20 protein-coding genes, 1 pseudogene and 1 riboswitch are annotated in these 23,556 nt (G+C 75.4%); of the genes and pseudogenes, 15 read left to right on the top strand and 6 right to left on the bottom strand.

Annotation, left to right across the window (positions count from 1 at the left end; genetic code table 11):
• Nucleotides 1-82 precede the first annotated feature (82 nt).
• From ACFVHI_RS10025 to ACFVHI_RS10015, 3 genes are all read left to right on the top strand, one after another.
• Nucleotides 83-1,738, top strand: coding sequence for an ABC transporter ATP-binding protein (locus ACFVHI_RS10025; protein WP_244293341.1), 1,656 nt, complete (start codon nt 83-85; stop codon nt 1,736-1,738).
• A gap of 59 nt (nt 1,739-1,797) precedes the next feature.
• The gene (locus ACFVHI_RS10020; protein ID WP_380337498.1) at nt 1,798-3,624 is read left to right on the top strand and encodes an ATP-binding cassette domain-containing protein; all 1,827 of its coding nucleotides are present in this window, start codon (nt 1,798-1,800) and stop codon (nt 3,622-3,624) included.
• A gap of 167 nt (nt 3,625-3,791) precedes the next feature.
• The gene (locus tag ACFVHI_RS10015) at nt 3,792-3,965 is read left to right on the top strand and encodes a hypothetical protein (RefSeq protein WP_159398411.1); all 174 of its coding nucleotides are present in this window, start codon (nt 3,792-3,794) and stop codon (nt 3,963-3,965) included.
• 141 nt (nt 3,966-4,106) lie between these two features.
• On the opposite strand, the gene ACFVHI_RS10010 is transcribed toward ACFVHI_RS10015, so the two are convergent.
• Nucleotides 4,107-5,198, bottom strand: a complete 1,092-nt coding sequence (locus tag ACFVHI_RS10010) for an alcohol dehydrogenase catalytic domain-containing protein (RefSeq protein ID WP_380337494.1) — start codon at nt 5,196-5,198, stop codon at nt 4,107-4,109.
• A 176-nt stretch (nt 5,199-5,374) separates the two neighbouring features.
• On the opposite strand from ACFVHI_RS10010, the gene ACFVHI_RS10005 reads away from it, so the two are divergent.
• The 4 genes from ACFVHI_RS10005 (at nt 5,375) to ACFVHI_RS09990 (ending at nt 9,504) form a co-directional block, all read left to right on the top strand.
• Nucleotides 5,375-6,031: a class I SAM-dependent methyltransferase gene (locus ACFVHI_RS10005; protein ID WP_380337491.1), complete on the top strand. Its 657-nt coding sequence runs from the start codon at nt 5,375-5,377 to the stop codon at nt 6,029-6,031.
• 193 nt (nt 6,032-6,224) lie between these two features.
• Entirely contained in the window at nt 6,225-7,388 is a 1,164-nt protein-coding gene (locus ACFVHI_RS10000; protein WP_380337488.1) for a hypothetical protein, read from the top strand.
• A gap of 7 nt (nt 7,389-7,395) precedes the next feature.
• A complete protein-coding gene (locus ACFVHI_RS09995; RefSeq protein ID WP_380337485.1) occupies nt 7,396-8,388 on the top strand; it encodes an N-acetylmuramoyl-L-alanine amidase in 993 nt (330 codons plus the stop codon).
• A gap of 195 nt (nt 8,389-8,583) precedes the next feature.
• A complete protein-coding gene (locus ACFVHI_RS09990; protein ID WP_380337482.1) occupies nt 8,584-9,504 on the top strand; it encodes a hypothetical protein in 921 nt (306 codons plus the stop codon).
• Between the two features lie 148 nt (nt 9,505-9,652).
• Here the strand turns inward: ACFVHI_RS09990 and ACFVHI_RS09985 are convergent, their stop codons facing one another.
• The 3 genes from ACFVHI_RS09985 to ACFVHI_RS09975 form a co-directional block, all read right to left on the bottom strand.
• Nucleotides 9,653-10,714: a hypothetical protein gene (locus ACFVHI_RS09985; protein ID WP_063347384.1), complete on the bottom strand. Its 1,062-nt coding sequence runs from the start codon at nt 10,712-10,714 to the stop codon at nt 9,653-9,655.
• Entirely contained in the window at nt 10,711-11,460 is a 750-nt protein-coding gene (locus ACFVHI_RS09980) for a class I SAM-dependent methyltransferase (RefSeq protein ID WP_063347385.1), read from the bottom strand. Before ACFVHI_RS09980 ends, ACFVHI_RS09985 begins: the two co-directional genes overlap by 4 nt.
• Nucleotides 11,461-11,583: 123 nt before the next feature.
• Nucleotides 11,584-12,894, bottom strand: a complete 1,311-nt coding sequence (locus ACFVHI_RS09975; RefSeq protein ID WP_079135554.1) for a glycosyltransferase family 4 protein — start codon at nt 12,892-12,894, stop codon at nt 11,584-11,586.
• 254 nt (nt 12,895-13,148) lie between these two features.
• Between ACFVHI_RS09975 and ACFVHI_RS09970 the strand changes: the two genes are divergently transcribed.
• The 6 genes from ACFVHI_RS09970 to ACFVHI_RS09945 all read left to right on the top strand — a co-directional run bounded on the left by ACFVHI_RS09970 (nt 13,149) and on the right by ACFVHI_RS09945 (nt 19,743).
• On the top strand, nt 13,149-13,778 hold the full coding sequence (locus ACFVHI_RS09970; RefSeq protein WP_063351068.1) for a TetR family transcriptional regulator: 630 nt from the start codon (nt 13,149-13,151) through the stop codon (nt 13,776-13,778).
• Nucleotides 13,779-13,881: 103 nt separating this feature from the next.
• A riboswitch (cobalamin riboswitch) is annotated at nt 13,882-13,957 on the top strand.
• A gap of 117 nt (nt 13,958-14,074) precedes the next feature.
• Entirely contained in the window at nt 14,075-15,322 is a 1,248-nt protein-coding gene (locus tag ACFVHI_RS09965) for a prenyltransferase/squalene oxidase repeat-containing protein (RefSeq protein WP_063347387.1), read from the top strand.
• Nucleotides 15,319-16,074, top strand: a complete 756-nt coding sequence (locus ACFVHI_RS09960) for an SCO2322 family protein (RefSeq protein WP_159398412.1) — start codon at nt 15,319-15,321, stop codon at nt 16,072-16,074. Before ACFVHI_RS09965 ends, ACFVHI_RS09960 begins: the two co-directional genes overlap by 4 nt.
• 53 nt (nt 16,075-16,127) lie before the next feature.
• Nucleotides 16,128-17,231: a CbiQ family ECF transporter T component gene (locus tag ACFVHI_RS09955; RefSeq protein WP_063347388.1), complete on the top strand. Its 1,104-nt coding sequence runs from the start codon at nt 16,128-16,130 to the stop codon at nt 17,229-17,231.
• Nucleotides 17,228-18,868, top strand: coding sequence for an ABC transporter ATP-binding protein (locus tag ACFVHI_RS09950; RefSeq protein WP_063347389.1), 1,641 nt, complete (start codon nt 17,228-17,230; stop codon nt 18,866-18,868). Before ACFVHI_RS09955 ends, ACFVHI_RS09950 begins: the two co-directional genes overlap by 4 nt.
• On the top strand, nt 18,865-19,743 hold the full coding sequence (locus tag ACFVHI_RS09945) for an ECF transporter S component (RefSeq protein WP_063347390.1): 879 nt from the start codon (nt 18,865-18,867) through the stop codon (nt 19,741-19,743). Before ACFVHI_RS09950 ends, ACFVHI_RS09945 begins: the two co-directional genes overlap by 4 nt.
• Nucleotides 19,744-19,770: 27 nt before the next feature.
• Here ACFVHI_RS09945 and ACFVHI_RS09940 read toward each other — a convergent pair whose 3' ends face one another.
• Complete coding sequence (locus tag ACFVHI_RS09940) at nt 19,771-20,610, bottom strand: helix-turn-helix domain-containing protein (RefSeq protein WP_063347391.1); 840 nt, start codon at nt 20,608-20,610, stop codon at nt 19,771-19,773.
• Between the two features lie 520 nt (nt 20,611-21,130).
• Here ACFVHI_RS09940 and ACFVHI_RS09935 point away from each other — a divergent pair.
• A pseudogene (locus tag ACFVHI_RS09935) lies at nt 21,131-21,415 on the top strand (transcriptional regulator); the annotation flags it as partial.
• Nucleotides 21,412-22,011: a flavoprotein gene (locus ACFVHI_RS09930; RefSeq protein WP_063347393.1), complete on the top strand. Its 600-nt coding sequence runs from the start codon at nt 21,412-21,414 to the stop codon at nt 22,009-22,011. The pseudogene ACFVHI_RS09935 and the gene ACFVHI_RS09930, both read left to right, overlap by 4 nt.
• Nucleotides 22,012-22,225: 214 nt before the next feature.
• Here the strand turns inward: ACFVHI_RS09930 and ACFVHI_RS09925 are convergent, their stop codons facing one another.
• Nucleotides 22,226-23,440: a helix-turn-helix domain-containing protein gene (locus ACFVHI_RS09925; protein WP_063347394.1), complete on the bottom strand. Its 1,215-nt coding sequence runs from the start codon at nt 23,438-23,440 to the stop codon at nt 22,226-22,228.
• Nucleotides 23,441-23,556 lie beyond the last annotated feature (116 nt).

Below are 23,556 nucleotides of genomic sequence, written 5' to 3'. Positions count from 1 at the left end.
CAGGCGGGGACGGCACCGTCCGTTTCCCTGCACGTGCCCGACCACCCGCCCCTCGACTCAACGTTCCGACGGGAGCTCCGACTTGCCCCGCCGCCCCACCGGCTGGACCCTCGCACTCGGCATCGCCCTGCCGGTCGAGGCCGCCACCACGCTCGCCCTGCCCGCCGCGCTCGCCGCGGCCGTCGACGCCGCCCTCGGCCACCGGCCCGGGCCCGGCGCCTTCGTACGGCTCGCCCTCGTCCTGGGCGTGGCCGCCGCGGCCAATGCCACCGCCGCCGCGGCCGGCCCGGCCTGCTCCGCCGAGGCCACCGCCGCCCTGCGCGGGCGTCTCGTCCGCCACCTGCTCGCCCTCGGACCCGGCGGCCGGCTCCGCCACGGACCGCCGCCCGGCGACCTCGCCGCCCGCCTGCTGGGCTCGGCCGGCGACGCGGGCGGCCGACTGCCCGCCGTCCTCGGCGCGGCCACGGCGCTGCTCACCTCGGCGGGCGCGATCGTCGGGCTCGGGCTGCTGTCGCCGTGGCTGGCGCTCGCCTTCTTCGCGGGCGTCGTCCCCGGCGTGGTGCTGATCCGGCTCTTCCTGCGCGAGGCCGGGCCGGTGTTCGCCCGCTACCAGGAGGTCCAGGCCGACCTTGCCGCCCGGCTCAGCGGCGCCCTCACCGGACTGCGCAGCATCCACGCCGCCGGTGCCGAACAGCGCGAGGCGACACGGGTGTTGGCGCCGCTGCCGGGCCTGTCCGCCGCCGGGCACGCGCTCTGGGCGGCGCAGCGGCGCACCGCCTGGCAGGCCACCCTGCTGATCGCGGTGGTCGAGGTCGCGGTGCTCGCCACCGCCGGGACCCTCCTCGCCGACAGCGCCCTGGCCCCCGGGGCGCTCGCCGCCGCGGCCGGCTGGGCTGCCCTCGGCGCCGGGCTCTTCGAGCAGGTCGAGGCGCTGGTCGCGGTGGCGCACGCCCGCGCCGGGCAGACCCGGGCCGACGAACTGCTGGCCGTCCGCCCGGCCGAACCCGGCCGGGCGGCCCTCCCCGTCGGCGGCTACGGGGAGGTCGTCCTGCGCGGCGTGGTGGTGCGCGACGGCGACCGGGTGCTGCTCGGCCCGCTCGACCTGACGATCCCCGGCGGCCGCACGGTCGCACTGGTGGGGCGCTCCGGCTCCGGCAAGTCCCTGCTGGCCGCGCTGCCCGGGCGGCTGCGCGACCCCGACGAGGGCGCCGTACTGATCGACGGTGTCCCGGTGGACGCGCTGGCCCCGTCCGAACTGCGGCACGCGGTCGGCTACGCCTTCGCCCGGCCCGCCCTGGTCGGCCGCACCGTCCGCGACGCGCTGGCCGGCGCCGGCCCCGCCGAGGCGGCGGCCGCCCGCGCGGACGGCTTCCTCCAGCGGCTGCCCCGGGGCTGGGACACCCCGCTCGACGAACTCCGGCTCTCCGGCGGCGAACTGCAACGCCTCGGCCTGGCCCGGCTCCTGGCCCAGCCCGCCCGGGTCGTCGTCCTCGACGACGCCACCTCGGGCCTGGACCTCGCCACCGAGTACCAGGTCAGCGAGGCCCTCGACCGCGCCACCCTCGGCCGCACCCGGCTGGTGGTCGCCCACCGCGCCGGGGTCGCCGCCCGCGCCGACCTCGTCGCCTGGCTCGACGCCGGCCGCCTGCGCGCCCTCGCCCCGCACACCGCCCTCCTCGCCGACCCCGACTACCGCGCCGCCCTGTCGGACACCGCCCTCCAGACGGCCTCCGCCTGATGGCCCGCCACCGCGCCCCGTCCGACGGCGGCGCAGGAAGTCGGCCCGATCGACTTCCTGTGCACCCAGCCACCCCGGCGCCACCCGGCCCGAGACGTCGGCGCCGGCCCGGCGCGGGCCGACTGCCCGGCACCGGAAGTCGGCGTCGTCGACTTCCCGCGTCCGCCTCCCCCGGATGGGCGCTGCTGTTCCGGCAACTGGCCGTCACGCGCAGGCCGCTGCTCCGGCTGCTCGGCTGGTCCGGGGTGGAGGCGCTGCCGCCGCTGCTGTCCGGGCTGTTCGTCTCGGCCGCCGTCGACCAGGGGTTCCTGGCCGGGCGGCCGGGGGCCGGGGTGGCCTGGCTGGCCGGGTTCGGCGCCGCGATGGCCGTCCGGGCGTACGCGGCGCGGGCCGGGTTCCCGCACCTGGCGGGGGTGGTGGAGCCGTTGCGGGACGCCCTGGTCGAACGGGTGGTCCACAGCGCGCTCGCCCGACCGTCGGCGGATCCGGCCGAGCTCGCCCGGCTCACCGAACAGGTGGAGTCCGCACGGCAGTTGACCGCCACCCTGCTGCGCACCCTGCGCGGCGTCGGGGTCACCCTGGTCGCCGCCCTGGCCGGCCTGGCGCTGCTGGCGCCCGCCGTCCTGCCGCTGGTCCTGCTGCCGCTGCTCGCCGCCGGGTTCCTCTTCTTCCGTCTGCTGCGCCCGCTGGTGGCGCGGCGGAGGGCGGTCGTGCTCGCCGAGGAGCGGCTGGCCGCCGAGGCGGGGCGGGCGCTGCACGGGTTGCGCGACGTGCAGGCCACGGGCACCCGGGAGCAGGTCGCCGAGGCGCTGACCGGGGCCGCCCGGGCAAGCGCCGCCGCCGCCCGCGCCCTGGGCCGGGCTTCGGCCCTGCGCGCGCTGGTCGTGGCCCTCGGCGGCCGGCTGCCCGTCCTGGCCGTCCTCGCCGCCGCGCCGTGGCTGCTCGCCCGCGAGGCCCTGACCCCCGGCGAACTGCTCGGCGTCGCGACCTATCTGCTGCAGCAACTCGACCCGGCGGTCAGGACGTTGGCGGGTACGGTCGGCGGCTGGCTGCTCAACCTCGCCGTCGTCCTGGACCGCCTGGCCGCCACCACGAGCGACCCCCCGGCGGACGCCGCCCCCGGCGCGCTGCCCGGGAGAGCCCCGGGGCAGGAGCCGGAGGTGCGGGTCAGCGGGTTGGGGTTCGGGCACGGCGGGGCCGGGGCGCCGGTGCTGGAGGGCCTGGAGTTCGGGTTCGGGCCCGGGGAGCACGTGGCCGTGGTGGGGGTGAGCGGGGCGGGGAAGTCGACGCTGGCGGCCCTGCTGGCCGGGGTGCTGGCGCCGACGGGCGGGGCCGTGTCGGTGGGCGGGGTGCGACCGGACGGGCTGGCGGGGGCGGCGCGGGCGCGGCTGGTGGCGCTGGTGCCGCAGGAGGCGTACGTGTTTCCGGGGCCGGTGCGGTCCAACCTGACCTGGCTCTCCCCGGAGGCCACGGAGGAGCAACTCGCCCGTGCCGTCCGCTTGCTGGGGGCTGATCGGCTGGTCGCGCGGCTGGGCGGCCCGGAGGCCGTCCTGCGCGATCCGGGCGTGTTGTCGGGCGGGGAGCGGCAGTTGCTCGCGCTGGTGCGGACGTATCTGTCGCCGGCGCCGGTCGTGGTGCTGGACGAGGCGACCTGCCACCTGGACCCTCGTACGGAGGAGCGGGTCGAGCGGGCGTTCGCCGCCCGGCCTGGGACTCTCGTCGTGGTCGCGCACCGGATCAGTTCGGCCCTGCGCGCGGACCGGGTGCTGCTGCTGGACGGCGGGCGGGGGGTGCTCGCCCGGCACGGCGATCTTCAGGTGCTGTCCCCGCTGTACCGCGAGTTGGTCGGTCACTGGCTGGGTTCGACGGCGGGTCGCGCGTCATGATCTCGATAGGATCTCGTCCGTTCCGGCCGTTATGGTGGCCGGGGCACGGGCCGCGATCACCGGCTGTGGCGCGTACCGAGCGCCCGATCGGGGACCCGACCGCGCGCCGCCAAGCGCCGGCCGGGCGCCGATGACCTGCACCCTCCGCACGGAAAAGACGATTTCTGATGTCCGACACCCTCACCGACACCACCGGACCCACGGCCAACGGGACCGACGCCGACGAGAGCACCGCCTGGGACGCCTCGTCGCACGGCCGGCACCGGGGCCGGTCCGCCGCCGACGACACGCCCGAGGCCGACCCGCACGGCCGGCACCGCGCCGCGGCGGACCGGGGCTGAGCACACCCGCACCGGGAGGGCCCGTCGGGGGGAGCACCCCCCGGCGGGCCCTCGTCGCGTCCTGGGTTCGGGGTCCTGGGTCCTGGGTTCGGGGTCCCGGGTCCTGGGTTCGGGGTCCCGGGTTCGGGGAGGGCGCGCGGCTCAACGCCCCAGCGTCACGACCGTCCGCAGCGCCTCGCCGCTGCGCATCTGGGCGATCGCCTCGTTGACGTCCGCCAGGTCGACGCGGTGGCTGATCATGCCGTCGAGGTCGATCCGCCCGGCCCGCCACAGGTCGACGACCAGGGCGATGGTGCGGGCCACCGGCGCCCCGCCGTAGAGCGAGGGCAGCAGGCGCTTCTCGTTGAAGAACAGCTCGCCCATGGTGAACTGCGCGAGGTCGTCCTGCGCGCCGGCGCCGATCACCACGACCGCGCCGCCGCGCCGGGCCGCGTCGTAGCCGGCCCGGACGGTGGCGGACCGGCCGACGGCCTCGAATACGTAGTCGAAGCCGCCGCCGGGCAGGCCCTTCGCCGCCGCCTTGAGGTCCTCGGGGGCGATCGCCTCGGTCGCGCCGAAGGCCAGTGCCCGCTCGCGGCGCGAGACGACCGGGTCGACGACGGTGATCCGGGCGGCGCCGCAGACCCGGGCGCCCTGCACGGCGGCGACCCCGACCCCGCCCGCGCCGATCACCGCGACGGAGGCGCCGGGTTCGACCCGGGCGGTGTTGACGGCGGCGCCGACGCCCGTGGTCACCCCGCAGCCGATCAGCGCGGCGGCCTCGTACGGCAGGTCGGCGGGCACCTTGATGACGGCGTCCGCGGCGACCACGACCTCCTCGGCGAACGCCCCGGTGCCGTAGAACCCGGAGGCCTCGACCGCCGCGCCGCCGTCCTCGAAGCGGAAGCCGGGCGCGCCGAGCCGCCGCAGGCTGGCGATGCACAGGTGGCCGCGGCCCCGCTCGCAGTGCGCGCAGCGGCCGCAGGGCGCCATCCAGCAGAGCACCACGCGGTCGCCGGGGGCGACGCCGGTCACGCCCTCACCGACCTCCACGACCTCCCCGGCCCCCTCGTGCCCGGGGACGAACGGCGCGGGCTGCGGCAGGACGCCGCTCATCGCCGAGAGGTCGGAGTGGCAGAGGCTGGCGGCGCGCATCCGGACCCGTACGGCGCCCGGCCCGAAGCCGACGGCCGTCACGTCCTCCCGGACGTCGAGGGTCTCCTGGCCGGTCTTGTGCAGGACGGCTGCGCGCATGGGGCTGCTCCCGGTGTGCCTCGTGTGCTCGGTTTCCACGGTCGGGCCCGATTCTGACACGGGCGACCCGACCCGACTAGAACACGTTCCAGGGCCGCTGTGGTCCACCCCTCTACCGTCGAGTAGGGTCCGGGTCGAACGCGTTCGCGCACGTCCCGAGCCCGAGGAGCACCGTCATGTCCGACCTGCTGGAGAGTGTCCGCCCGGCGGCCGAGGTGCTGGCGGCGTTCGAGGCGGCCACCGGGTTCATGCCGGTGGACGAGGGGCTGGCGCTGTACGCGGCGGCGGTGACGGCGGCGCGGCGCACCGGTCTGCCGCTGCTGGAGATCGGCACCTACTGCGGCCGCTCGGCGGTCCTGCTGGCGGCGGCCGCCCGGGAGACCGGGACGACCGCGCTGACGGTGGACCACCACCGCGGCTCGGAGGAGCAGCAGCCCGGCTGGGAGTACCACGACCCGACGCTGGTGGACCCGGAGGTGGGGCTGATGGACACCCTGCCGCGGTTCCGCCGGACGCTGCACGCCGCCGGGCTGGAGGAGCACGTGGTGGCCCTGGTGGGCCGCTCGCCGCGGATCGCGGCGCTGTGGGGGCGGCCGCTGGCCCTGGTGTTCATCGACGGCGGGCACACCGACGAGCACGCGACCGGCGACTACGAGGGCTGGGCCCCGCACCTGGCGCCGGACGGGCTGCTGGTGGTGCACGACGTGTTCCCGGACCCGGCGGACGGCGGCCAGGCCCCGTACCGGGTGTACCTGCGGGCGCTGGCCGAGGGCTTCGAGGAGGTCTCGGTGACGGGCTCGCTGCGCGTCCTGCGCCGGACCGCCGCGAGCTAGCCGCCCTAGCCGCCCACCGCCCGATCCGCCGGCCGATCCGCCGGCCGATCCGCCGAGCGGCCCCACAGCCCTGCACGGATGCTCTAACGTCGTGCCGGAGCTGTCGGGCGGAGGTTCGAACGGTACGGTGTCCGCGCAGCACCAGGCAGAGCATCGGCGGACGGTGGGGGCTAACGGTGGGGGCTAGCGGCACATGACGGACCAGCACAACACCGCTCCGGCAGTCTGGGACCCCACCGCGCGCGGCGGCGCGGGCGGCTGGGTGCGCGGCCCGCAGCGACCCGCCGAGCCCACCCCGGCGCAGCCGAACCCGGCGCAGCCCGCCCCCGCTCAGCCCACCGCCGGCGCCGTCGGGGACCAGGGCCCGCCGCTGGGCGCCCGCCCGTACCTGGCCGCCCCGCAGCCGCCGTCCGTGCCGCCGCCGGCGCCGTTCCCCTCCCGCGCGTCCGCGCAGACCCCGGGCCCCGGCTACGTGTCCGGCGAGGCCCCCGGCCCCGGCTACGTGTACCCGCCGCAGCCGCCCGCCGGCCCGCAGCAGCCCCCGTACGTCCCGTACCAGGGACAGCCCGACTACCCCGCCGCCTACCCCGCCGACCACCCCGTCGGCTACGAGGACCTGGACGACGAGGACCGCCCGAGCAACCGGAAGGCGCCGCTGCTGATCGGCTTCGCGCTGCTCCTGGTGGTGGCGGTCGGCGGCGGCCTGCTGGTGGCCGCCCGGAACAGCGGCGACAAGAAGGACCAGGCCTCGCCCGCCCCGCCGTCCGCCTCCGCGACGTCCACCGGGAACCCGTCGGCGGGCCCGGCGCCCACCGGTACGGACGCCGCGCCGAACGGCGCCACCGACCCGGCCTCGTCCGCCGCGGCGCCGTCCCCGACCGCGAGCGGTGCCGGCGCCAACGCCAAGACGCAGGCGCAGGCCCTGGACGGCCTGCTCACCGAGGGCGAGAGCGCGAAGGCCCCGATCGGCAGCGCGGTCGCCAAGGTGAGCAGCTGCCCGGCGAAGGCCGACATCGAGAGCGCGGCGCAGGTGTTCGACAACGGCGCCAAGCAGCGCGACGGACTGCTGCGCAAGCTCGCCGGGCTGAGCGCCTCCGACGTGCCGGGCGGCGCGGACGCGATGGCGTCGCTGAAGTCCGCCTGGCAGCTGTCGGCCGACATCGACCGGGCGTACGCGAACTGGGCGCGGGCGGTCGCCGGCCAGGGCTGCTCGGGCTCGGCCCCGAACACCGCCGACAAGAAGCGGGCCGACGAGCTCAACCCGCAGGCCACCCAGGCGAAGAAGGACTTCGCGGGGAAGTGGAAGCCGATCGCCGACACGTACGGCCTCACCCCGCGCACCCAGGACAGGATCTGATCCACCCGTGACCGGCCCGAACTCCCGCCCGCCCCGCCGCTCCACCCTGCTGCGCGCCACCACGGCGGTGGGCGCGGCCGTTCCGCTCTGCCTGGCGGGCTGGCTGGGCTGGCAGTCCCTCGGCCACTCCGCCGCGGTGGGCGGCACCGCCGCGCCGGCCACCTCCCCGACCGGCACCGCCGCACCGGCCACCTCCCCGACCGGAACCACCACGCCGGAAGCCACCACCCCGGAGGCCACCGCACCGGGAACCACCACGCCGGGAACCCCCGCCCCAGCCCAGACGCCGAACACGCCCGCCCCGTCGGACACCCCGGTCTCCCCCACCGCGCTCACCGGCCGCACCATCCTGCTCGACCCCGGCCACAACCCCGGCAACTCCGCGCACACCGCCGAGATCAACCGCCTGGTCGACATCGGCAACTCCCGCAAGCAGTGCGACACCACCGGCACCGAGACCAACTCCGGCTACACCGAGGCCGAGTACGCCCTGGACGTCTCCCACCGGGCCCGCGCCATCCTGGCCGCCCGCGGCGCGACGGTGGTGCTGGCGCAGGACGGCGACCGCCCGTGGGGCCCCTGCATCGACGAGCGCGCCCGGGCCGGCGCCGACGCGCACGCCGACGTGGCGCTGTCGGTGCACGGGGACGGCGGTCCGGCGGGCGGCAGCGGGTTCCACGTGATCCTCCCGGCGAAGGTGGCGGCCGGGAAGGCGGACAACGCGGCGATCGTCGAGCCCTCGCGCCGGCTCGGCCTGCTGCTGCGCGAGCACTTCCGCGCCGCGACGGGCGAGCCGTACGCGGACTACACCGCGAGCGACGGCCTGGACACCCGCTCCGACCTGGGCGGCCTGAACCTGTCCACGGTGCCGAAGGTGTTCATCGAGTGCGGTAACATGCGCAACCCGGTGGACGCCAAACGGATGACGGATCCTCAGTGGCGGCAGCGGGCGGCCCAGGGGATCGCCGACGCGCTGACGGCGTATCTGACCACCCGGTAAGGGAGTTGGGCCGGGGCGGCGGACGGCGTGCGCGCCGCCCGGGTCGCGCCTTTGGCAACGACTTCGCCCCATTCCCGGTCCCGCCGTGCACCGGCGGTGCGGTTGGGCCTAGGCTTCTGGTCCGTTCGGGAGTTTCGGCCGGTCAGCCCGACCGCACGAACCGCCGTCCACGACACGTCAACGAGGGGAACGTTAGTGAATCTGCGCGCTCTCACCAGGGGAGACGCCGCCGTCGCCGGCGCGGCCGTCCTGCTCTTCATCGCCTCCTTCCTGCCCTACTGGACGGTGGACTGCACCGGCCGGTACTGCGGCGACACGTCGCAGAACGCGTGGAGCACCCAGTTGTTCCCCATCCTGCCGTCGATCTACCTGCTCGGCATCGCCGCCGCGGTGCTGATCCTGCTGCACCGCTTCCAGGGCGAGGCCGCGGCCGGGCGCCAGGTGCTCGGCCTGCGGCTGGACCAGTGGGGCATCGCCTTCGCCGTCGTCGCGCTGTGGACGGCGCTGTGGTCGCTGGGCGGCGGCCCGGCCGGCGGCAGCTTCGGGCACGGCTTCGGCGCCTGGCTCGGCCTCATCGCGCTGATCGTGCTGGCCGGTGCGGCCGCGGCCGCACCGCTGGTGCCCGCGCTGAAGGCCCCGCTGGTCGCCGACCGTCCGGCGGCCGTCCCCTACCAGGGCGGCTACCCGGCCCCGGGCCAGCCCGGCCAGCCGGCGCAGCCCGGCCAGTACGGCTACCCGGCCCCGGGCCAGGACCCGAACCAGGCCCCGGCGTACGGCGCCCAGCCGGGTGGCTACGGCTACCCGGCGGCCGGCCAGGCCCAGCCGGTGCAGGCCGGTCAGCCGCAGGACACGGCCGCCGCCCCGCAGCCCGTCCCGGCCGCGCAGCCGCAGCCGACCCCGGCCGCCCCGGCGGCCGACTTCGCACCGTTCTGGTTCGCCGTCCCGGCCCCGCGCTCGCTGGCGTCGAAGGACAACCCGGCGGGCGCCCCCGTCGGCGAGCTGGTGCCCGGCACCTGGTACCTGGCGGTCGAGCAGCGCGGCAGCGCGCTGGTCGCCCAGCTGCAGGACGGCACCGTCGGCCTGCTGGCCGACACCTCGGGCATCCAGCGCGGCTGACGCCCCCGCCAGTACGACGAAGGGGTGGGACCGGATCTCTCCGGCCCCACCCCTTCGCGTTGCCCGTACGGGCCTCAACCGTCGTACGGGCCTCAGCAGTCGTACGGGCCTCAGCCGTCCGTACCGGCATCGGCCACGGCTACGGGCCTCAGCAGCAGTCCTGGACCACCAGCCCGGCGGGCAGCTGCTCCCCGCCGAAGACCGCGACCGTCGCCGGGTCGCCGCCGAGCGCGGCGACCGCGAGCAGCAGTGCGCCGGCCGTCCAGGTGGTGCGCTCCTCCGGCCAGACGGCGTCGTCCTCGAAGACGTACCCGGTCCAGTAGGAGCCGTCCTCGTGCCGCAGGTGCTTCTGGATCCAGCGCAGGATCTCCACGGCGCGGTCGGAGCGGCCGATCGCCCAGAGCGCGAGGGCGAGTTCGGCGCTCTCGCCGCCGGTCACCCACGGGCGGTCGCTGACGCAGCGCACGCCGAGCCCGGGGACGACGAAGCGGTCCCAGTCCCGGTCGATCCGTTCCAGCGCCGCGTCGCCGCGCAGTCCGGTGCCGAGCACCGGGTAGTACCAGTCCATCGAGTAGCGGCCCTTGTCGAGGAACCGCTCGGGGTGGTGGGTGATGGCGTGCCCCAGCCGGCCGGCGGCGAGCTCCCAGTCGGGCTGCGGCTCCTCCAGGTACTCGGCGATGGCCAGCCCGCAGCGCAGCGCGTGCAGCATGCTGGACGAGCCGGTGAGCAGCGCCTCGTCGGTGGCGGTGCCGTCCTCGTCGAGGCGCCAGGCGATCGGGCCGCCGGGCAGCCGCTGGCCGACGATGAAGTCCAGGGCGCGCCGGACGACGGGCCAGATCCAGTCCAGGAAGGCGTCGTCGCCGGCGCTGAGGTGGTGGTGCCAGACGCCGACGGCCACGTAGGCGCAGAAGTTGGTCTCCTTGGCCCGGTCGGTGACGGCGCCGTCGGTGTAGGCGGCGTACCAGGAGCCGTCCGGGTTCTGGGTGGCGGCGAGCCAGCGGTAGGCGGCCTCGGCGGCGGCGTGCTCGCCGGCGGTGTCGAGGGCCATGGCGGCCTCGGTGTGGTCCCACGGGTCGAGGTGGTGGCCGGCGAACCAGGGTATGGCGCCGTCGGGGAGCTGTTCGGCCAGGATGCTGCGGACGGTGCCGGCGGCCTGCTCGGCGTCGAGCACCCCGTCGAGCAGCAGTGCCTCGGGGACGGCGGCGGTCATGCGTCCACGCGCCCGGACTCGGTCCGCCGCGGCTTGGACGCGTAGGCGACGAAGCTCTTGCCGATGACCGGGTTGAGCGCCCGTTCGGCGGCCTTGGTGAGGGTGCTGATCACCGGGGTGCCGACGATGTCCCAGACCAGCAGCTGGTGGTAGGCCTTGACCGGCAGTGCCTTGTCGTTGTTCACGCCGACCGCGCACTTGATCCACCAGTACGGCGAGTGCAGCGCGTGCGCGTGGTGGGTGCCGTAGGGCTCCAGGCCGGCGTCCTTGAGCTTGCCGAGCAGTTCGTCGCCCCGGTAGATCCGGATGTGGCCGCCCTCGACCTCGTGGTACTCGTCGGACAGCGTCCAGCAGATCTTCTCGGGCAGCCAGCGCGGCACGGTGACGGCGAGCAGCCCGCCCGGCTTGAGCACCCGGAACATCTCGTTGAGCACGCCCTTGTCGTCGGGTATGTGCTCCATCACCTCGGAGATGATGATCTTGTCGAAGTAGTCGTCCTCGAACGGCAGCGCCAGCGCGTTGCCCTCCATCGCGACCGCCGACGCGCCCTCCGGGGCCTCACCGGCCTGCTCCATCGCGGCGAACCACTTCTGGACCTCGGCGATCTCCTCGGCGTTCTGGTCGAGGGCGATCACGTTGGCGCCGCGGCGGTAGCACTCGAACGCGTGCCGGCCCCCGCCGCAGCCCAGGTCGAGCACCCGGTCGCCGGGGGCGAGCGGGAAGCGCGAGAAATCGACGGTCAGCACTGCAGGGCTCCCATTCCTTTTGCTACCAAGCGGACTTGACGCCGCGTCAGTTCGATCCGCTACCGCTCCGCACCGGGCGGCCGGGGCCGCCGGGCGGGCGCCGCGCAGGGCGGCCGGAGCGACTCAGGGCACGTACCGCCAGCCCGGCCCGGAGCGGGCCCGGGCGCCGGCCCCGGTGGCGATCGCCGCCCGGTAGGCGTCGGCGGTCAGCTCGGCGGCCCGCGCCCAGGTGAACCGGGCCAGCACCCGCTCCCGGCCGGCCGCGCCGAGCCGGGCGCGCAGCCGCGGGTCGTCCAGCAGCCGGCCGAGCGCCGCCGCCAGCCGGTCCGGCTCCCCCGGCGGCACGGCCAGGCAGGTCTCCCCGTCCGGCCCGGCCACCTCGGGGATCGCGCCGCCGGTGGTGGCGACCAGCGGGGTGCCGGTGGCCATCGCCTCGGCGGCGGGCAGCGAGAAGCCCTCGTACAGCGACGGCACGCAGGCCACCTCGGCCGAGCGGTAGAGGTCGACCAGCTCCTGGTCGGTCAGGCCGCTGCGGAACTCGATGTGGTCCGCCAGCCCGAAGCGGCGCACCGCCTCCGCCACCGGGCCGTCCTCCTTCTGCGGCTTGCCGACCACCACCAGGTGCGCGGGGCGCTCGGTGCGCACCTTCGCCAGCGCCTCGACCAGGAACACCAGGCCCTTGAGCGGGACGTCCGCGCTGGAGGTGGTGACGATCCGTCCGGGGACGCGGGCGATCTCCTCGGAGGGCGACCAGAGCCGGGTGTCGGCGCCGATCGGCACCACCGAGATCGCGCCCGGCGCGGCGCCCAGGTGCTCGGCGATCTCGCGCTGCGAGGTGCCGGAGACGGTGATCACGTGGTCCAGCCGGGCGGCGACCCGGCGCTGCATCCGGGTGAAGGCGTACCAGCGGCGCAGCGACAGCCGCTTGACCCGGGTGGTGGCCGCGTCCAGCTCCAACTGCCGGTCCACGGTGATCGGGTGATGGATCGTGGTGACCAGCGGGAAGCCGTGCCGGGCCAGGCCGAGCAGGCCGTAGCCGAGCGTCTGGTTGTCGTGCACCACGTCGTAGCGGCCCTTGTGCCGGGCCAGGTACTGGCGGGCGCGCAGCGAGAAGGTCAGCGGCTCGGGGAAGCCGCCGGTGCGCATGGTGGCGAACTCCAGCACGTCCACCGGACTGCGGAACTCGCCGCGGGCGGGCGTGCGGAACGGGTCCTCGGCGCGGTAGAGGTCCAGGCTGGGCAGCTCGACCAGGCGCACCGAGCCGGGGCCGTCGACCTCGTCCAGCACCGGGTACGGCTGGGCACCGATCACGTCCACGTGGTGGCCGAGCCTGGCCAGCTCACGGGAGAGGTGGCGCACGTACACGCCCTGACCGCCGCAGAAGGGGTCCCCGCGGTACGACAGCAGGGCAATCCGCAGCGGCTGCGCGGTCATCCTCGGGCCCTCATCTCTAGCTGCTATTCCTGTGCTGCTGCTGTCTCTGCGTTGGCGACGGCGCTGCCGCCGGTCGCTAAAGTAGATCAGGTTTCAGTGGCTGTGGAACTCGTCATCGACCATGTGAACAATGAGAGACCTCGAAGATACCGGCCCGTAGCTTTCCCTCAGGAGCCAGGGCTGGTGATTCCCGCCACGCCGACCCTGCCGACCTTGTGGAGCACGCCGCCACCCACGCGCCCCGGGAGCACTCCTTGCCGCCGCCGACCACCTCCACGAGCCCCACCACCCCGCCCCCCGCGCAGCCGGGCGAGCCGCCGCTGACCGCCCGCCAGGCCGAACGCCGGCGCCGGATCCTGCGGGCCGCCACCGCCCTGGCCGCCCGCGGCGGGTACGAGGCGGTGCAGATGCGGGAGGTCGCGGAGACCGCGCAGGTCGCCCTCGGCACGCTCTACCGGTACTTCCCGTCCAAGGTGCACCTGCTGGTCGCGGTCATGCTGGAGCAGTTGCAGGGCCTCCAGGAGCACATCCGGCGCCACCCGCCGACCGACCCCGAACCGGCCCCGCGCGTCGCCGACACGCTCACCCGCGCCTTCCACGCGCTCCAGCGCGAACCGCTGCTCGCCGAGGCGATGGTCCGGGCGCTGTCCTTCGCGGACCGCTCCGTCGGCGCCGAGGTGGACCAGGTCAGCACCGCCACCGGCCAGCTCATCCTGGACGCCATCGGCCAGTCCGGGCCACCCAGTGAGAGCCAGCGCGCGGCCGTCCGGGTGATCGAGCACACCTGGCACTCCGCCCTGGTCGCCTGGCTCTCCGGCCGCGCCTCGATCGCCGAGGTCCGGGCCGACCTGCACACCGCGGCCCGGCTGCTCACCCTGCCCTGACCCCGCCCTGACTGGAACCTGTTCCTGCCCGGACAGGAGGGGCCGACCGCCCCCGGCGGTTAAAGTCGACGGACAGCACAACTTCATCCCGTCCCTCCCCCGGGGGAAGCCGGTGCGAATCCGGCGCTGACCCCGCAACCGTGAGCCCGGCCCCCGCGACGGCCCCGGCGAGTCGGACCGCCCGTGGAGGGGCGAGCGGCCAGCCCGGGCCCGCCACGCGCACCGCCCGGCACCGTCGAGGACTACGGAACGGCCCCGCCGGGCCACCACCGCTCACCGAAAGGCACACCTCCACCATGCTCACCGCCGCCCGCCTGGGCGCCGCCGCCCTGTCCGCCGCACTCCTCGCCGGCGCCACCGCCGGACCGGCCCTCGCCGACAGCCCCGCGCCCACCCCCGCCGCCGTCCCCGACGGCCTCTACGGCAAGGGCGACCCGACGTACGACGGCGTCTGGCGGCAGTCCCTCGCGCTCACCGCGCTCGCGGCGGCCAAAACCACCCCGGCCGACTCCGCCGTCGGCTGGCTCACCGGACAGCAGTGCGAGGACGGCGGCTGGCCCTCCTTCCGGGCCGCCGGCGCCGCCTGCGACCCCAAGACCGAGGACAGCAACGCCACCGCCGTCGCCGTCCAGGCCCTCGTCGCCCTCGGCGGGCACCAGGAAGCCGTCGACAAGGGCGTCCAGTGGCTCAAGGCCACCCAGAACGCCGACGGCAGCTGGCCCTACAACCCCGTCAGCCCCGGCGACGCCAACTCCACCGGCCTCGCCGTGAACGCCCTCTTCGCCGCCAAGACCGACCCGGCCGGCGTCGCCAAGGCGGGCAGGAACGCCTTCGACGGGCTCGCCCACTTCCAGCTCGGCTGCGCCGCCCCCGCCGACCAGCGCGGCGCCTTCGCCTACCAGCCCGACCCGTCCTCCGGCACGCTCGCCCCCAACACCCTCGCCAGCGCCCAGGCCTCGCTCGCCGCCGCCGGCGGCCACCTCCCGGTCGCCACCACCGCCCGCACCGACGCCGCCCCCAAGGCCCTCGGCTGCGACTCCGCCGCCACCTCCGCCACGGCTGCTCCGGTCGCGCACGCCGACTCCGGCGAGGCCGCCGGGGCGTACCTCACCGCCCAGCTCGCCGCGGGCGGCAACCACCTCACCCTCACCACCCCCGGCGCCGCCCCCACCCCCGACTACAACGCCACCGCCTGGGCCGCCCTCGGCCTCATCCAGAGCGGCCACCCCCAGCAGGCTGCCGGCGCCGTCGACTGGCTCGCCAAGGAAGGCGCCGGCTGGACCAAGGACGGCACCGACGCCGCCGCCACCGCCAGCCTCCTGCTCGTCGCCCAGGCCGCCCAGCGCGACACCGCCCCGCTGACCGCCCAGCTCACCGCCCTCGGCCCGGCACCCAAGGCCACCGCCAGCCCCGCACCGACGACGGCGGCGTCCAAGAAGGACGGCGGCATCGGCCAGTACTGGCCGATCATCGTCGGCCTCCTCATCGGCCTCGGCGGCGGCCTCCTCCTCAGCCTCCAGCGCAAGCGCGGCCAGAGGCTGTGACACCCCGCCCGGTCCGCCTGGGCCGCAGCTGTGGCCGCCGCGTCCTCGTCCCGCTGCTCGGTGCGGTGCTCCTGCTGGTCGCGGGGGCGCCGGCGGAGGCGGCGACGGGGTACCGGTACTGGTCGTTCTGGCGTGGCACCGGCGACGGGTGGCTGTACCAGCAGCAGGGGCCGGCCGTCGCCGTGCCACCGGACGGGGCCGTCGACGGGTGGCGGTTCGCGGTGAGTCCGGACGGCGGGCAGCAGGCCGCGCAGCCCCGGGCGGCGGGCGACTTCGCCGCCCTCTGCGCGGACACGCCCACGCAGGCGGGCCGTAAGCGGGTCGCCGTCGTGCTGGACTTCGGCACCGCCGCCGACTCCGGCTCGGGCTCGGGTTCCGACTCGGACTCGGGTTCCGGTTCCAGTTCCGCTTCCGGTTCCAGTTCCGGTTCCGGTTCCGGTTCCGGTTCCGCCGAGGCTCCGCCCGAGCAGCGGAGCGCGTGCGCCAGCGTCGTCTCGAACGCCACCTCGGCCGAGGTGCTGGCCGCCGTCGCCCCGCCGCTGCGCTACGACGCCAACGGCCTGCTCTGCGCCATCGCGGGCTTCCCGAAGGCCGGGTGCGCCGACCAGCTCGGGTCGGCGGCCAAGCCGGCCGGCCCGTCCGGCGGCGGCTCGGACTCCGGCCCGGACGTCGGCCTGATCGCCGGTGGCGCGCTGATCGCCGTGCTGGCCGGCGGTGCCGTCTGGCAGGCGCGCCGCCGCCGCACCTCCTGACGCCGCCTTCCCCCTTCCCATACCCCTCCGGACCCCTCCACCTGGACTGACCCATGAGCACCGCCCGCGCCACCCGCCCGCCCACCGGACCCCGGCAACTGCACCCCGGGGCCTGGTGGTTGTGGGCGCTCGGGCTGGGCGCGGCGGCGACCCGCACCACCAATCCGGTGCTCCTGCTGCTGCTCGCCGCCGTCGCCGGGTACGTGGTCGCGGCCCGCCGTGGCGACGCGCCCTGGTCGCGTTCGTACGGCGCGTTCCTGCGGCTGGGCCTGCTGGTGCTGGGCATCCGGCTGGTGTTCGCGGTGCTGCTCGGCTCGCCCGTCCCGGGCACGCACGTGCTGTTCACGCTGCCCGAAGTGCCGCTTCCCACCTGGGCGCAGGGAGTGCGGATCGGCGGCCGGGTGACCGTGGAGGGCCTGCTCGCGGCGCTGTACGACGGGCTGCGCCTGGCCACCCTGCTGGTCTGCGTGGGCGCCGCGAACGCGCTGGCCAGCCCGGCCCGCCTGCTGCGCGCCCTGCCCGGCGCGCTGTACGAGGCGGGCGTGGCGGTGGTGGTGGCGATGACCTTCGCGCCGAACCTGGTCGCGGACGTCCGCCGGCTGCGGGCGGCCCGCCGCCTGCGCGGCCGCACCGACCGGGGGATCGCCGCCGTGCTGAGCGTCGGACTGCCCGTCCTGGAGGGCGCGTTGGAGCGTTCGGTGGCGCTGGCCGCGGCGATGGACACCCGCGGCTTCGGCCGCACCGCGGACGTCCCGCGCCGGCTCGCCCGGGCGACGGCCGCGCTCACCCTGGCCGGCCTGCTCGGAATCTGCCTGGCCGCGTACGGGCTGCTGACCGCCGGCGGCGCGGGCTGGGCGCCACCGGTGCTGCTACTGGGCCTGGCCGCCGCCTTCGCCGGGCTGCTACTGGGCAGCCGACGATCCGTCAGAACCCGCTACCGGCCCGACCCTTGGGCACTGCCCGAGTGGCTGACCGCCGGTTCGGGAGCCGCCGTCGCCGGGTTGACCATCTACCTGTCCACGCGCGACCCGGCCGCCTTCGCGCCCACCGTCGTCCCGCCGACCGTCCCCGCGCTGCCGCTGGCCGCCGTACTGGCCGTACTGCTCGGCCTGGTACCGGCGTACGCCGCCCCGACCCCGCCCCGGAGGGCTTCGTGATCACCTTCGAGCAGGTCTCCGTCCGGTACGCGGACGCCGCCGCCCCCGCCGTCGCGGACGTCGACCTGACCGTCCCCGAAGGCGAACTCTGCCTGCTGGTGGGCCCGTCGGGCTCCGGCAAGTCCACCCTGCTGGGCGCGGTGAGCGGGCTCGTCCCGCACTTCACCGGCGGCACCCTGCACGGCCGGGTCACGGTCGGCGGCCGGGACACCCGCGAACACCGGCCGCGCGAACTCGCCGACCTGGTGGGCACGGTGGGCCAGGACCCGCTGGCGCACTTCGTCACCGACACCGTCGAGGACGAACTCGCCTACGGCATGGAGTCCCTGGGCCTGCCCGCCGACGTGATGCGACGCCGGGTCGAGGAGACCCTCGACCTGCTCGGCCTCGCCGACCTGCGCGACCGCGCCCTCACCTCCCTCTCCGGCGGCCAGCAGCAGCGCGTCGCGATCGGCTCGGTGCTCACCGTGCACCCGCGCGTCCTGGTCCTCGACGAGCCCACCTCGGCGCTGGACCCGGGCGCCGCCGAGGAGGTGCTGGCCGTCCTCCAGCGGCTCGTGCACGACCTCGGCACCACCGTGCTGATGGCCGAGCACCGGCTGGAGCGCGTCGTCCAGTACGCCGACCAGGTGCTGCTGCTCACCCCGGGCGCCCCACCCGTCCTCGGCGAGCCCGCCGAGGTGATGGCGCACTCGCCGGTGCACCCGCCGGTGGTCGGCCTCGGACGGCTCGCCGGCTGGCGGCCGCTGCCGCTGTCCGTCCGCGACGCCCGCCGCAAGGCCGCCGGGCTGCGCTCCCGGCTGGACGGCCTGCACCCGAGCACGGCCCCTGCGGCTCCGACCTCCGCCCCTGCTCCGACCGCCGCCCCTGCTTCGACCGCCGCCCCGACCGCCGCCGCGGAGCGCCTCGCCGTCCGGCGCGGCCCCGTCCAGGCCCTGCGCGGCGTCGACCTGGCGCTGCACCCCGGCGAGATCACCGCCCTGATGGGCCGCAACGGCGCCGGCAAGTCCACCCTGCTGGGCAGCCTGGTCGGCCTGCACGCCCCCGCCTCCGGCCGGGTGACGGTCGGCGGCCGCACCCCGCACCGCACCCGCCCGGCCGAACTGATCCGCCAGGTCGGCCTCGTCCCGCAGGACCCGCGCGACCTCCTCTACGGCGAGAGCGTCACCGCCGAATGCGCCGCCGCCGACACCGACGCGGACGCCACCCCCGGCACCTGCCGCGCCCTGGTCGAACGACTGCTGCCCGGCATCGCCGACACCGCCCACCCGCGCGACCTCTCCGAAGGCCAGCGGCTCACCCTCGCGCTCGCCGTCGTACTCACCGCCCGGCCCCCGCTGCTGCTGCTCGACGAGCCGACCCGCGGCCTCGACTACGCCGCCAAGGCCCGGCTGGTGGAGATCCTGCGCGACCTCGCGACGGAAGGCCACGCCGTCCTGCTGGCCACCCACGACGTCGAACTCGCCGCCGAACTCGCCCACCGCACCGTGATCCTGGCCGAGGGCGAGATCGTCGCCGACGGCCCGACGGCCGACGTCGTCGTCTCCTCCCCCGCGTTCGCCCCGCAGGTCGCCAAGGTGCTGGCCCCCGGCCCGTGGCTCACCGTCCGCCAGGTAGCGGAGGCGCTGAGCGCATGAGCCGCCCTGTTCCTTCCGGCGTTCCTGCTGGTCGCCCCGTCCCGCTCGGCCGCCGATCCGTAACGGCCCTGCTCCTGACCTCCCTCGTCGGCGTGACGGCCTTCGGCTGGCCGCTGCTCGCCTCCACCAAGTCCGCCCTGGTCGGCCACGCCACCGACGCCCCCTGGCTGTTCGCCCTGCTACTGCCGATGCTCCTCGCCGTCGTCATCGCCCAGATCTCCGAGGGCCGCACGGCGGGCGGCGGCGCGCCCGGCCTGGACGCCAAGTCCGTGGCCCTGCTCGGGGTGCTGGCCGCGGCGGGCGCGGCACTGCGGCCGCTCGGCGCGGGCACGGCGGGGCTGGAGCCCATGTTCTTCCTCATGGTGCTGTCCGGCCGGGTGCTCGGGCCGGGCTTCGGCTTCGTCCTCGGTTCGCTGTCGATGTTCGCGTCCGCGCTGCTCACCGGCGGCGTCGGGCCCTGGCTGCCGTTCCAGATGCTCGCCATGGGCTGGGTCTGCCTCGGCGCCGGCCTGCTCCCGGGCTCCGCCCGCCTGCGCGGCCGGCGCGAACTCTGGCTGCTCGCGGGCTACGGCGCGCTGGCCTCCGTCCTCTACGGCACGATCATGAACCTCCAGGGCTGGCCGTACATCGCCGGGCTCTCCGGCTCCATCTCCTTCGTCCCCGGCGACCCGCTGCCCGCCAACCTGGTCCGCTTCGCCGCCTACTGCCTCACCACGTCGCTGGGCTGGGACCTCCCCCGCGCCGCCCTCACCGTCGTCCTCTGCCTCACCCTCGGCACCGCCGTCCTGCGCGCCCTGCGCCGCGCCACCCGCCGGGCCGCCTTCGACGCACCGGTGGCGTTCCAACCGCCGGACTCCCAGCCGCCGAGCGGGTGAACTCCGCTTCCCCACCCCGGGGGCCGACTACGGCAAGGCCCGCGACACCCTCGGAGCCCGGCACTCCCCGCACACCTGCCCGACCCCGGCGACGGGCCGCCCGCACAAGCCGTCCCGCCCAGGGCACTCATGCCGGCGCGGCCCGCCGCTTGCCCTCGGAGTCAACGGGGCCAACGGGGTCAACGGAACGGGCGGCACCTTCGCCAACCTCCCCGCCAACACCGCCCCCACGCTGTGCGTGACCCTCTCCGGCAAGGGCGCGGCCAGAATCCCCGCCAGCGCCTCCCCGCTCCACCCGCCCGCGAGCAACCCCTCCACCCGCGCGGCCTGATCGCACAGCGGCTTGCCCGCCAGCGCCATCCTGGGGTCCCTGCGCCCGAGTTCGAGCAGCAGCACCATGCCCGCCGTCAACTTCTCGGACGGAGGGACGGAAGGAACTTCCGCTTCCTTCACCCTCACCTTTCCGGAAGGGTTTCCCGCCTTCCCGGCGCACGCCACCCCAGCTCCGGGCCCACCGGCGGCCGGGGACGCGGGAAGCGGCGGCAGGGCGTGAACCGCCTTGCCCGTCACCGGCACTTCGTGCACCGAGACGATCGTCCGCACCTGCCCCGTCACCGGATCCCGCTGCGTCCGCCGCACGTAGTGCCCGGCCGCCTCCAGCTCACGGAGCGCCCGCGCCACCGTCGCCCGGCCCTCGACGCTCTTCGCCGCCAGCGTCCGGATGTCTTCCCGCGCACCGTCCGGCAGGCTGAGCAGGTAGCTGAGCAGCCCACGCGCCGCCCAACTCAGTGAGTGCTTCCGGACGACGTGGCCGTTGTCGAGGATCGTGTACCCGGGCGAGTGCTTCGGGATACGATGAATGTGCATTCGGGAGCCTTTCACTCCTAGTGCCATTCCCCGGGGTGTTCCTGCACCGCCGGGGCTCACTTTTGCCGCGCATAGGCCGTCCCTCCGAACGCCCGCGCCGACACAATGATCACCGTAATGTGCTAACCAAGCGTCAAACTCCCCACCACATCACCCAAACGGGCGGCGCAAACGCGCACCCCCCAGCGCACCCCAGCCTCACAAGCCCGGGGCGCACTTCCCAGCCACTGCCATCAGCCGATCACACAGCCCGGGCCATCCAGCCACACCCGGTGCTCACCCGCGACGGTGTCGGCGCATTGCCCACAGTCGCCGACCGGGCCCGAAGCGGTGCCGCGATCCGCCTCCATCAGTTCCACCGGGACGCCCAATTCGCCCCACGCACACGGGCTTCCAGGTGCTCACGCCGCGCCGCCGGGTCCCAGCGGATGCCGTACCCGTGTGTCGCGGCCGGATCCAACTCCCGCACCGCCTGCCGCGACAGCCTGGCCGCCCTCGACTCAGCAATCGTCTCCGGCATGATGCCGGAGCGGCACTGCATGCTGCCCGGCCCCTGCTGCACCGACCCATCCCCGTTCCCGAGCGACGGGCCGCGCTCTGGGTGGATTCCGCGCGGGCGTACAGCCAACAAGGCAGACTGGCCGAGGGATACAAAGCGCTCAGAATCGCGGAGAGCTGTGCGCCGGAAGACATCCGTCGGCGCCCCAGCGTGCTGGGGTTGGTTGGCGACATGGCCGCCCGTGACCGTCACGGCGCTGTCCCGGAACTTCGCCACTTCTGCCAGGAATTGGGAGTCCAGGGTTGACCGACCAACGCGAGCCGTTCCTCTACGTCGTCGTCTGCGCCTCGGGCATCGCGGACGACGTCGGCACCTTGATCAGCGCCGCCCACGCCGAAGGCTGGAAGGTCGGCGTCATCGCCACCCCCCATGGGCTCGGGTTCATCGACCCGGAAACCGTCGAGCGCCAGACCGGCTACCCGATCCGCTCGGCTTGGCGCACCCCCGCAATCCCCCAGCCGCTTCCCCCGGCGGACGCCATCGCCGTGGCGCCCGCCACGTTCAACACCGTCAACAAGTGGGCCGCCGGGATATCCGACACCCTCGCGCTCGGCATCCTCTGCGAGGCGTACGGGCTCGGCATCCCCACTGCCGTTCAGCCCTACGTCAACTCGGCCCAAGCAGCCCATCCCGCGTACGGCGAGAGCCTGGAACGACTCCGCTCGATGGGCGTCCTGATCGGCGACTACATCCCCCACAAGCCGAAGTCCGGCGGAGGCCGCGACAAGTACAACTGGACCCACGTCCTCGACCTGCTTCGCCCCGTCCTGACCTCGATCACAGACCAGAACTCACAGCGTGCACCCCGGGACCAAGGCCCGGGGCGCACAGGCCAGAGCTGAGACACCTGAAACGCGCGGCGCCCGCCCCGGCCGGGCCCGAGCTCCCCGGAGTGCGCCCGGCCTCCCTTCGAGAGCGAGCCCCGTCCTCGCGGGCCCGCGCAGCAGAGCGCCCGCAGCAGGACAACTCCGGTGGACGCCATCGCTCATGCAGGGAAGCGAAGTTGACGACGGCCGCGCGGCGACTCGTGCGTCATCGGTCAATTCCGGCAGCCCTCTATGCGGCCATCCCGATCGACTCGGCGAGTCGACGCCCGGCCTCCTGGACCGGCGAACGGCCATCAATCAACCCTCGGACCATGGCCCGTGTCTCCTCGTTCCACCGGGCCGTCTCAGGCGCGACCGCAACGGCGTCCGTGAGCAGTTCCACCACGGACACCGATTCCCCGCGAAGGGCGTGTGCCCGCGCGACCTCGATCAGATGGCGGCCACGGCGCGGAATCGCCGTGACCTCGGCCACCGGCAACCGCCGGGCCCACCGAAGCGCGGTGCCGGTCTGGCGAAGCTCGACCGCCACAGTGACCGAGTGCAGCCCAACCGCCTGACGGGAGACCGAAGTCGGGGCGCTCCAGAAGCCTGCGGGAAGGCGCTCGGCAACGGCTGCCGCACGGTCGATCCAGCCCCAAGCCTCACCGGCCTCACCGGCGACCGCATGCGTGATGGCCGCATGGAATGCCATGTCCGCCCACGCCGAGGCCAGTTCCGGCGAATCCCCGCGGACGGGGCCGAGCAGGCGAAGAGCTTCCTCGGTCAGTGACTGGGCGCTGTCCCACTGCCCGGACTTCCGGAACGCCTCCACCAGGAACCAGCACGCCTGCGCGATCGCCCTCCGGTCGTCCGATGCCCGCGCGGTCGCCAGCGCCCGTTCGGCGACCCGCCAGACCAGATTGCCGTCCCCTTGGAAGGCCGCATACATCTGCGTCAGGTTCAGTGCGCCGGCGTACATCACCTCCGCCCGACGCCGATCGGCGCAGTCCTGATGCGCAACTGCCCGGGAAGCTGCCGACACGAGCGCCGGCAGCAACTCCGCCAAGGCGGTCCGGTGGTCGCCTCTGGTCATCCTGGTCCGCCAGGCGTTCGCCAGCTGAACCTCGATGTGGTCGAGGTTGGGTACCGGCCCACCGGCCGACCCGAGCTGCGCACCGTCAACCGCCCGCCGGACGGAGTCCAGTGCCGCGTGTTCCACACCCGAGTACAGCGCACTGGGCATGCTGACGTCGCCCGTCAGCAACGAGAGATCATCGACCCCCAAGTGCTGAGCGATGCGCATGAGCATCGGCAGGCGCGGCGGCAGCAACGCCCCGTTCTCCACCTGCTTCAGCCAACTCGGCGACCGCCCCAGCAGCGCGGCCAACACCGGACGGGACTTCCCGGCGCGCTCCCGGTAGTACTGGATGCGCCGGCCTACGGGCAGAGCGGGATCCACAGCCATGCCATCAGCGTAGGGCCGCCGGGTCGACCAAGGCAGCCGGAGAACGGAATTGGGCACGCCCCGGATCCAGCTGCCCAGGGGAGTCGGTCACGGCGACTACAGTCTCGCCGTGACCG

The sequence above is a fragment of the Kitasatospora sp. NPDC127121 genome (assembly GCF_042677305.1).
In the GTDB taxonomy this organism is placed as follows: Bacteria; Actinomycetota; Actinomycetes; order Streptomycetales; family Streptomycetaceae; genus Kitasatospora.
This window is presented reverse-complemented; position numbering and strand designations above follow the sequence as displayed.

Excerpts from the sequence above, each read along its gene's own strand:
- ACFVHI_RS10015 (WP_159398411.1), top strand. The coding sequence starts at position 3,792 with ATGTCCGACACCCTCACCGACACCACCGGACCCACGGCCAACGGGACC.
- ACFVHI_RS10010 (WP_380337494.1), bottom strand. The coding sequence starts at position 5,198 with ATGCGCGCAGCCGTCCTGCACAAGACCGGCCAGGAGACCCTCGACGTC.
- ACFVHI_RS10005 (WP_380337491.1), top strand. The coding sequence starts at position 5,375 with ATGTCCGACCTGCTGGAGAGTGTCCGCCCGGCGGCCGAGGTGCTGGCG.
- ACFVHI_RS10000 (WP_380337488.1), top strand. The coding sequence starts at position 6,225 with ATGACGGACCAGCACAACACCGCTCCGGCAGTCTGGGACCCCACCGCG.
- ACFVHI_RS09985 (WP_063347384.1), bottom strand. The coding sequence starts at position 10,714 with ATGACCGCCGCCGTCCCCGAGGCACTGCTGCTCGACGGGGTGCTCGAC.
- ACFVHI_RS09975 (WP_079135554.1), bottom strand. The coding sequence starts at position 12,894 with ATGACCGCGCAGCCGCTGCGGATTGCCCTGCTGTCGTACCGCGGGGAC.
- ACFVHI_RS09965 (WP_063347387.1), top strand. The coding sequence starts at position 14,075 with ATGCTCACCGCCGCCCGCCTGGGCGCCGCCGCCCTGTCCGCCGCACTC.
- ACFVHI_RS09955 (WP_063347388.1), top strand. The coding sequence starts at position 16,128 with ATGAGCACCGCCCGCGCCACCCGCCCGCCCACCGGACCCCGGCAACTG.
- ACFVHI_RS09945 (WP_063347390.1), top strand. The coding sequence starts at position 18,865 with ATGAGCCGCCCTGTTCCTTCCGGCGTTCCTGCTGGTCGCCCCGTCCCG.
- ACFVHI_RS09940 (WP_063347391.1), bottom strand. The coding sequence starts at position 20,610 with ATGCACATTCATCGTATCCCGAAGCACTCGCCCGGGTACACGATCCTC.
- ACFVHI_RS09925 (WP_063347394.1), bottom strand. The coding sequence starts at position 23,440 with ATGGCTGTGGATCCCGCTCTGCCCGTAGGCCGGCGCATCCAGTACTAC.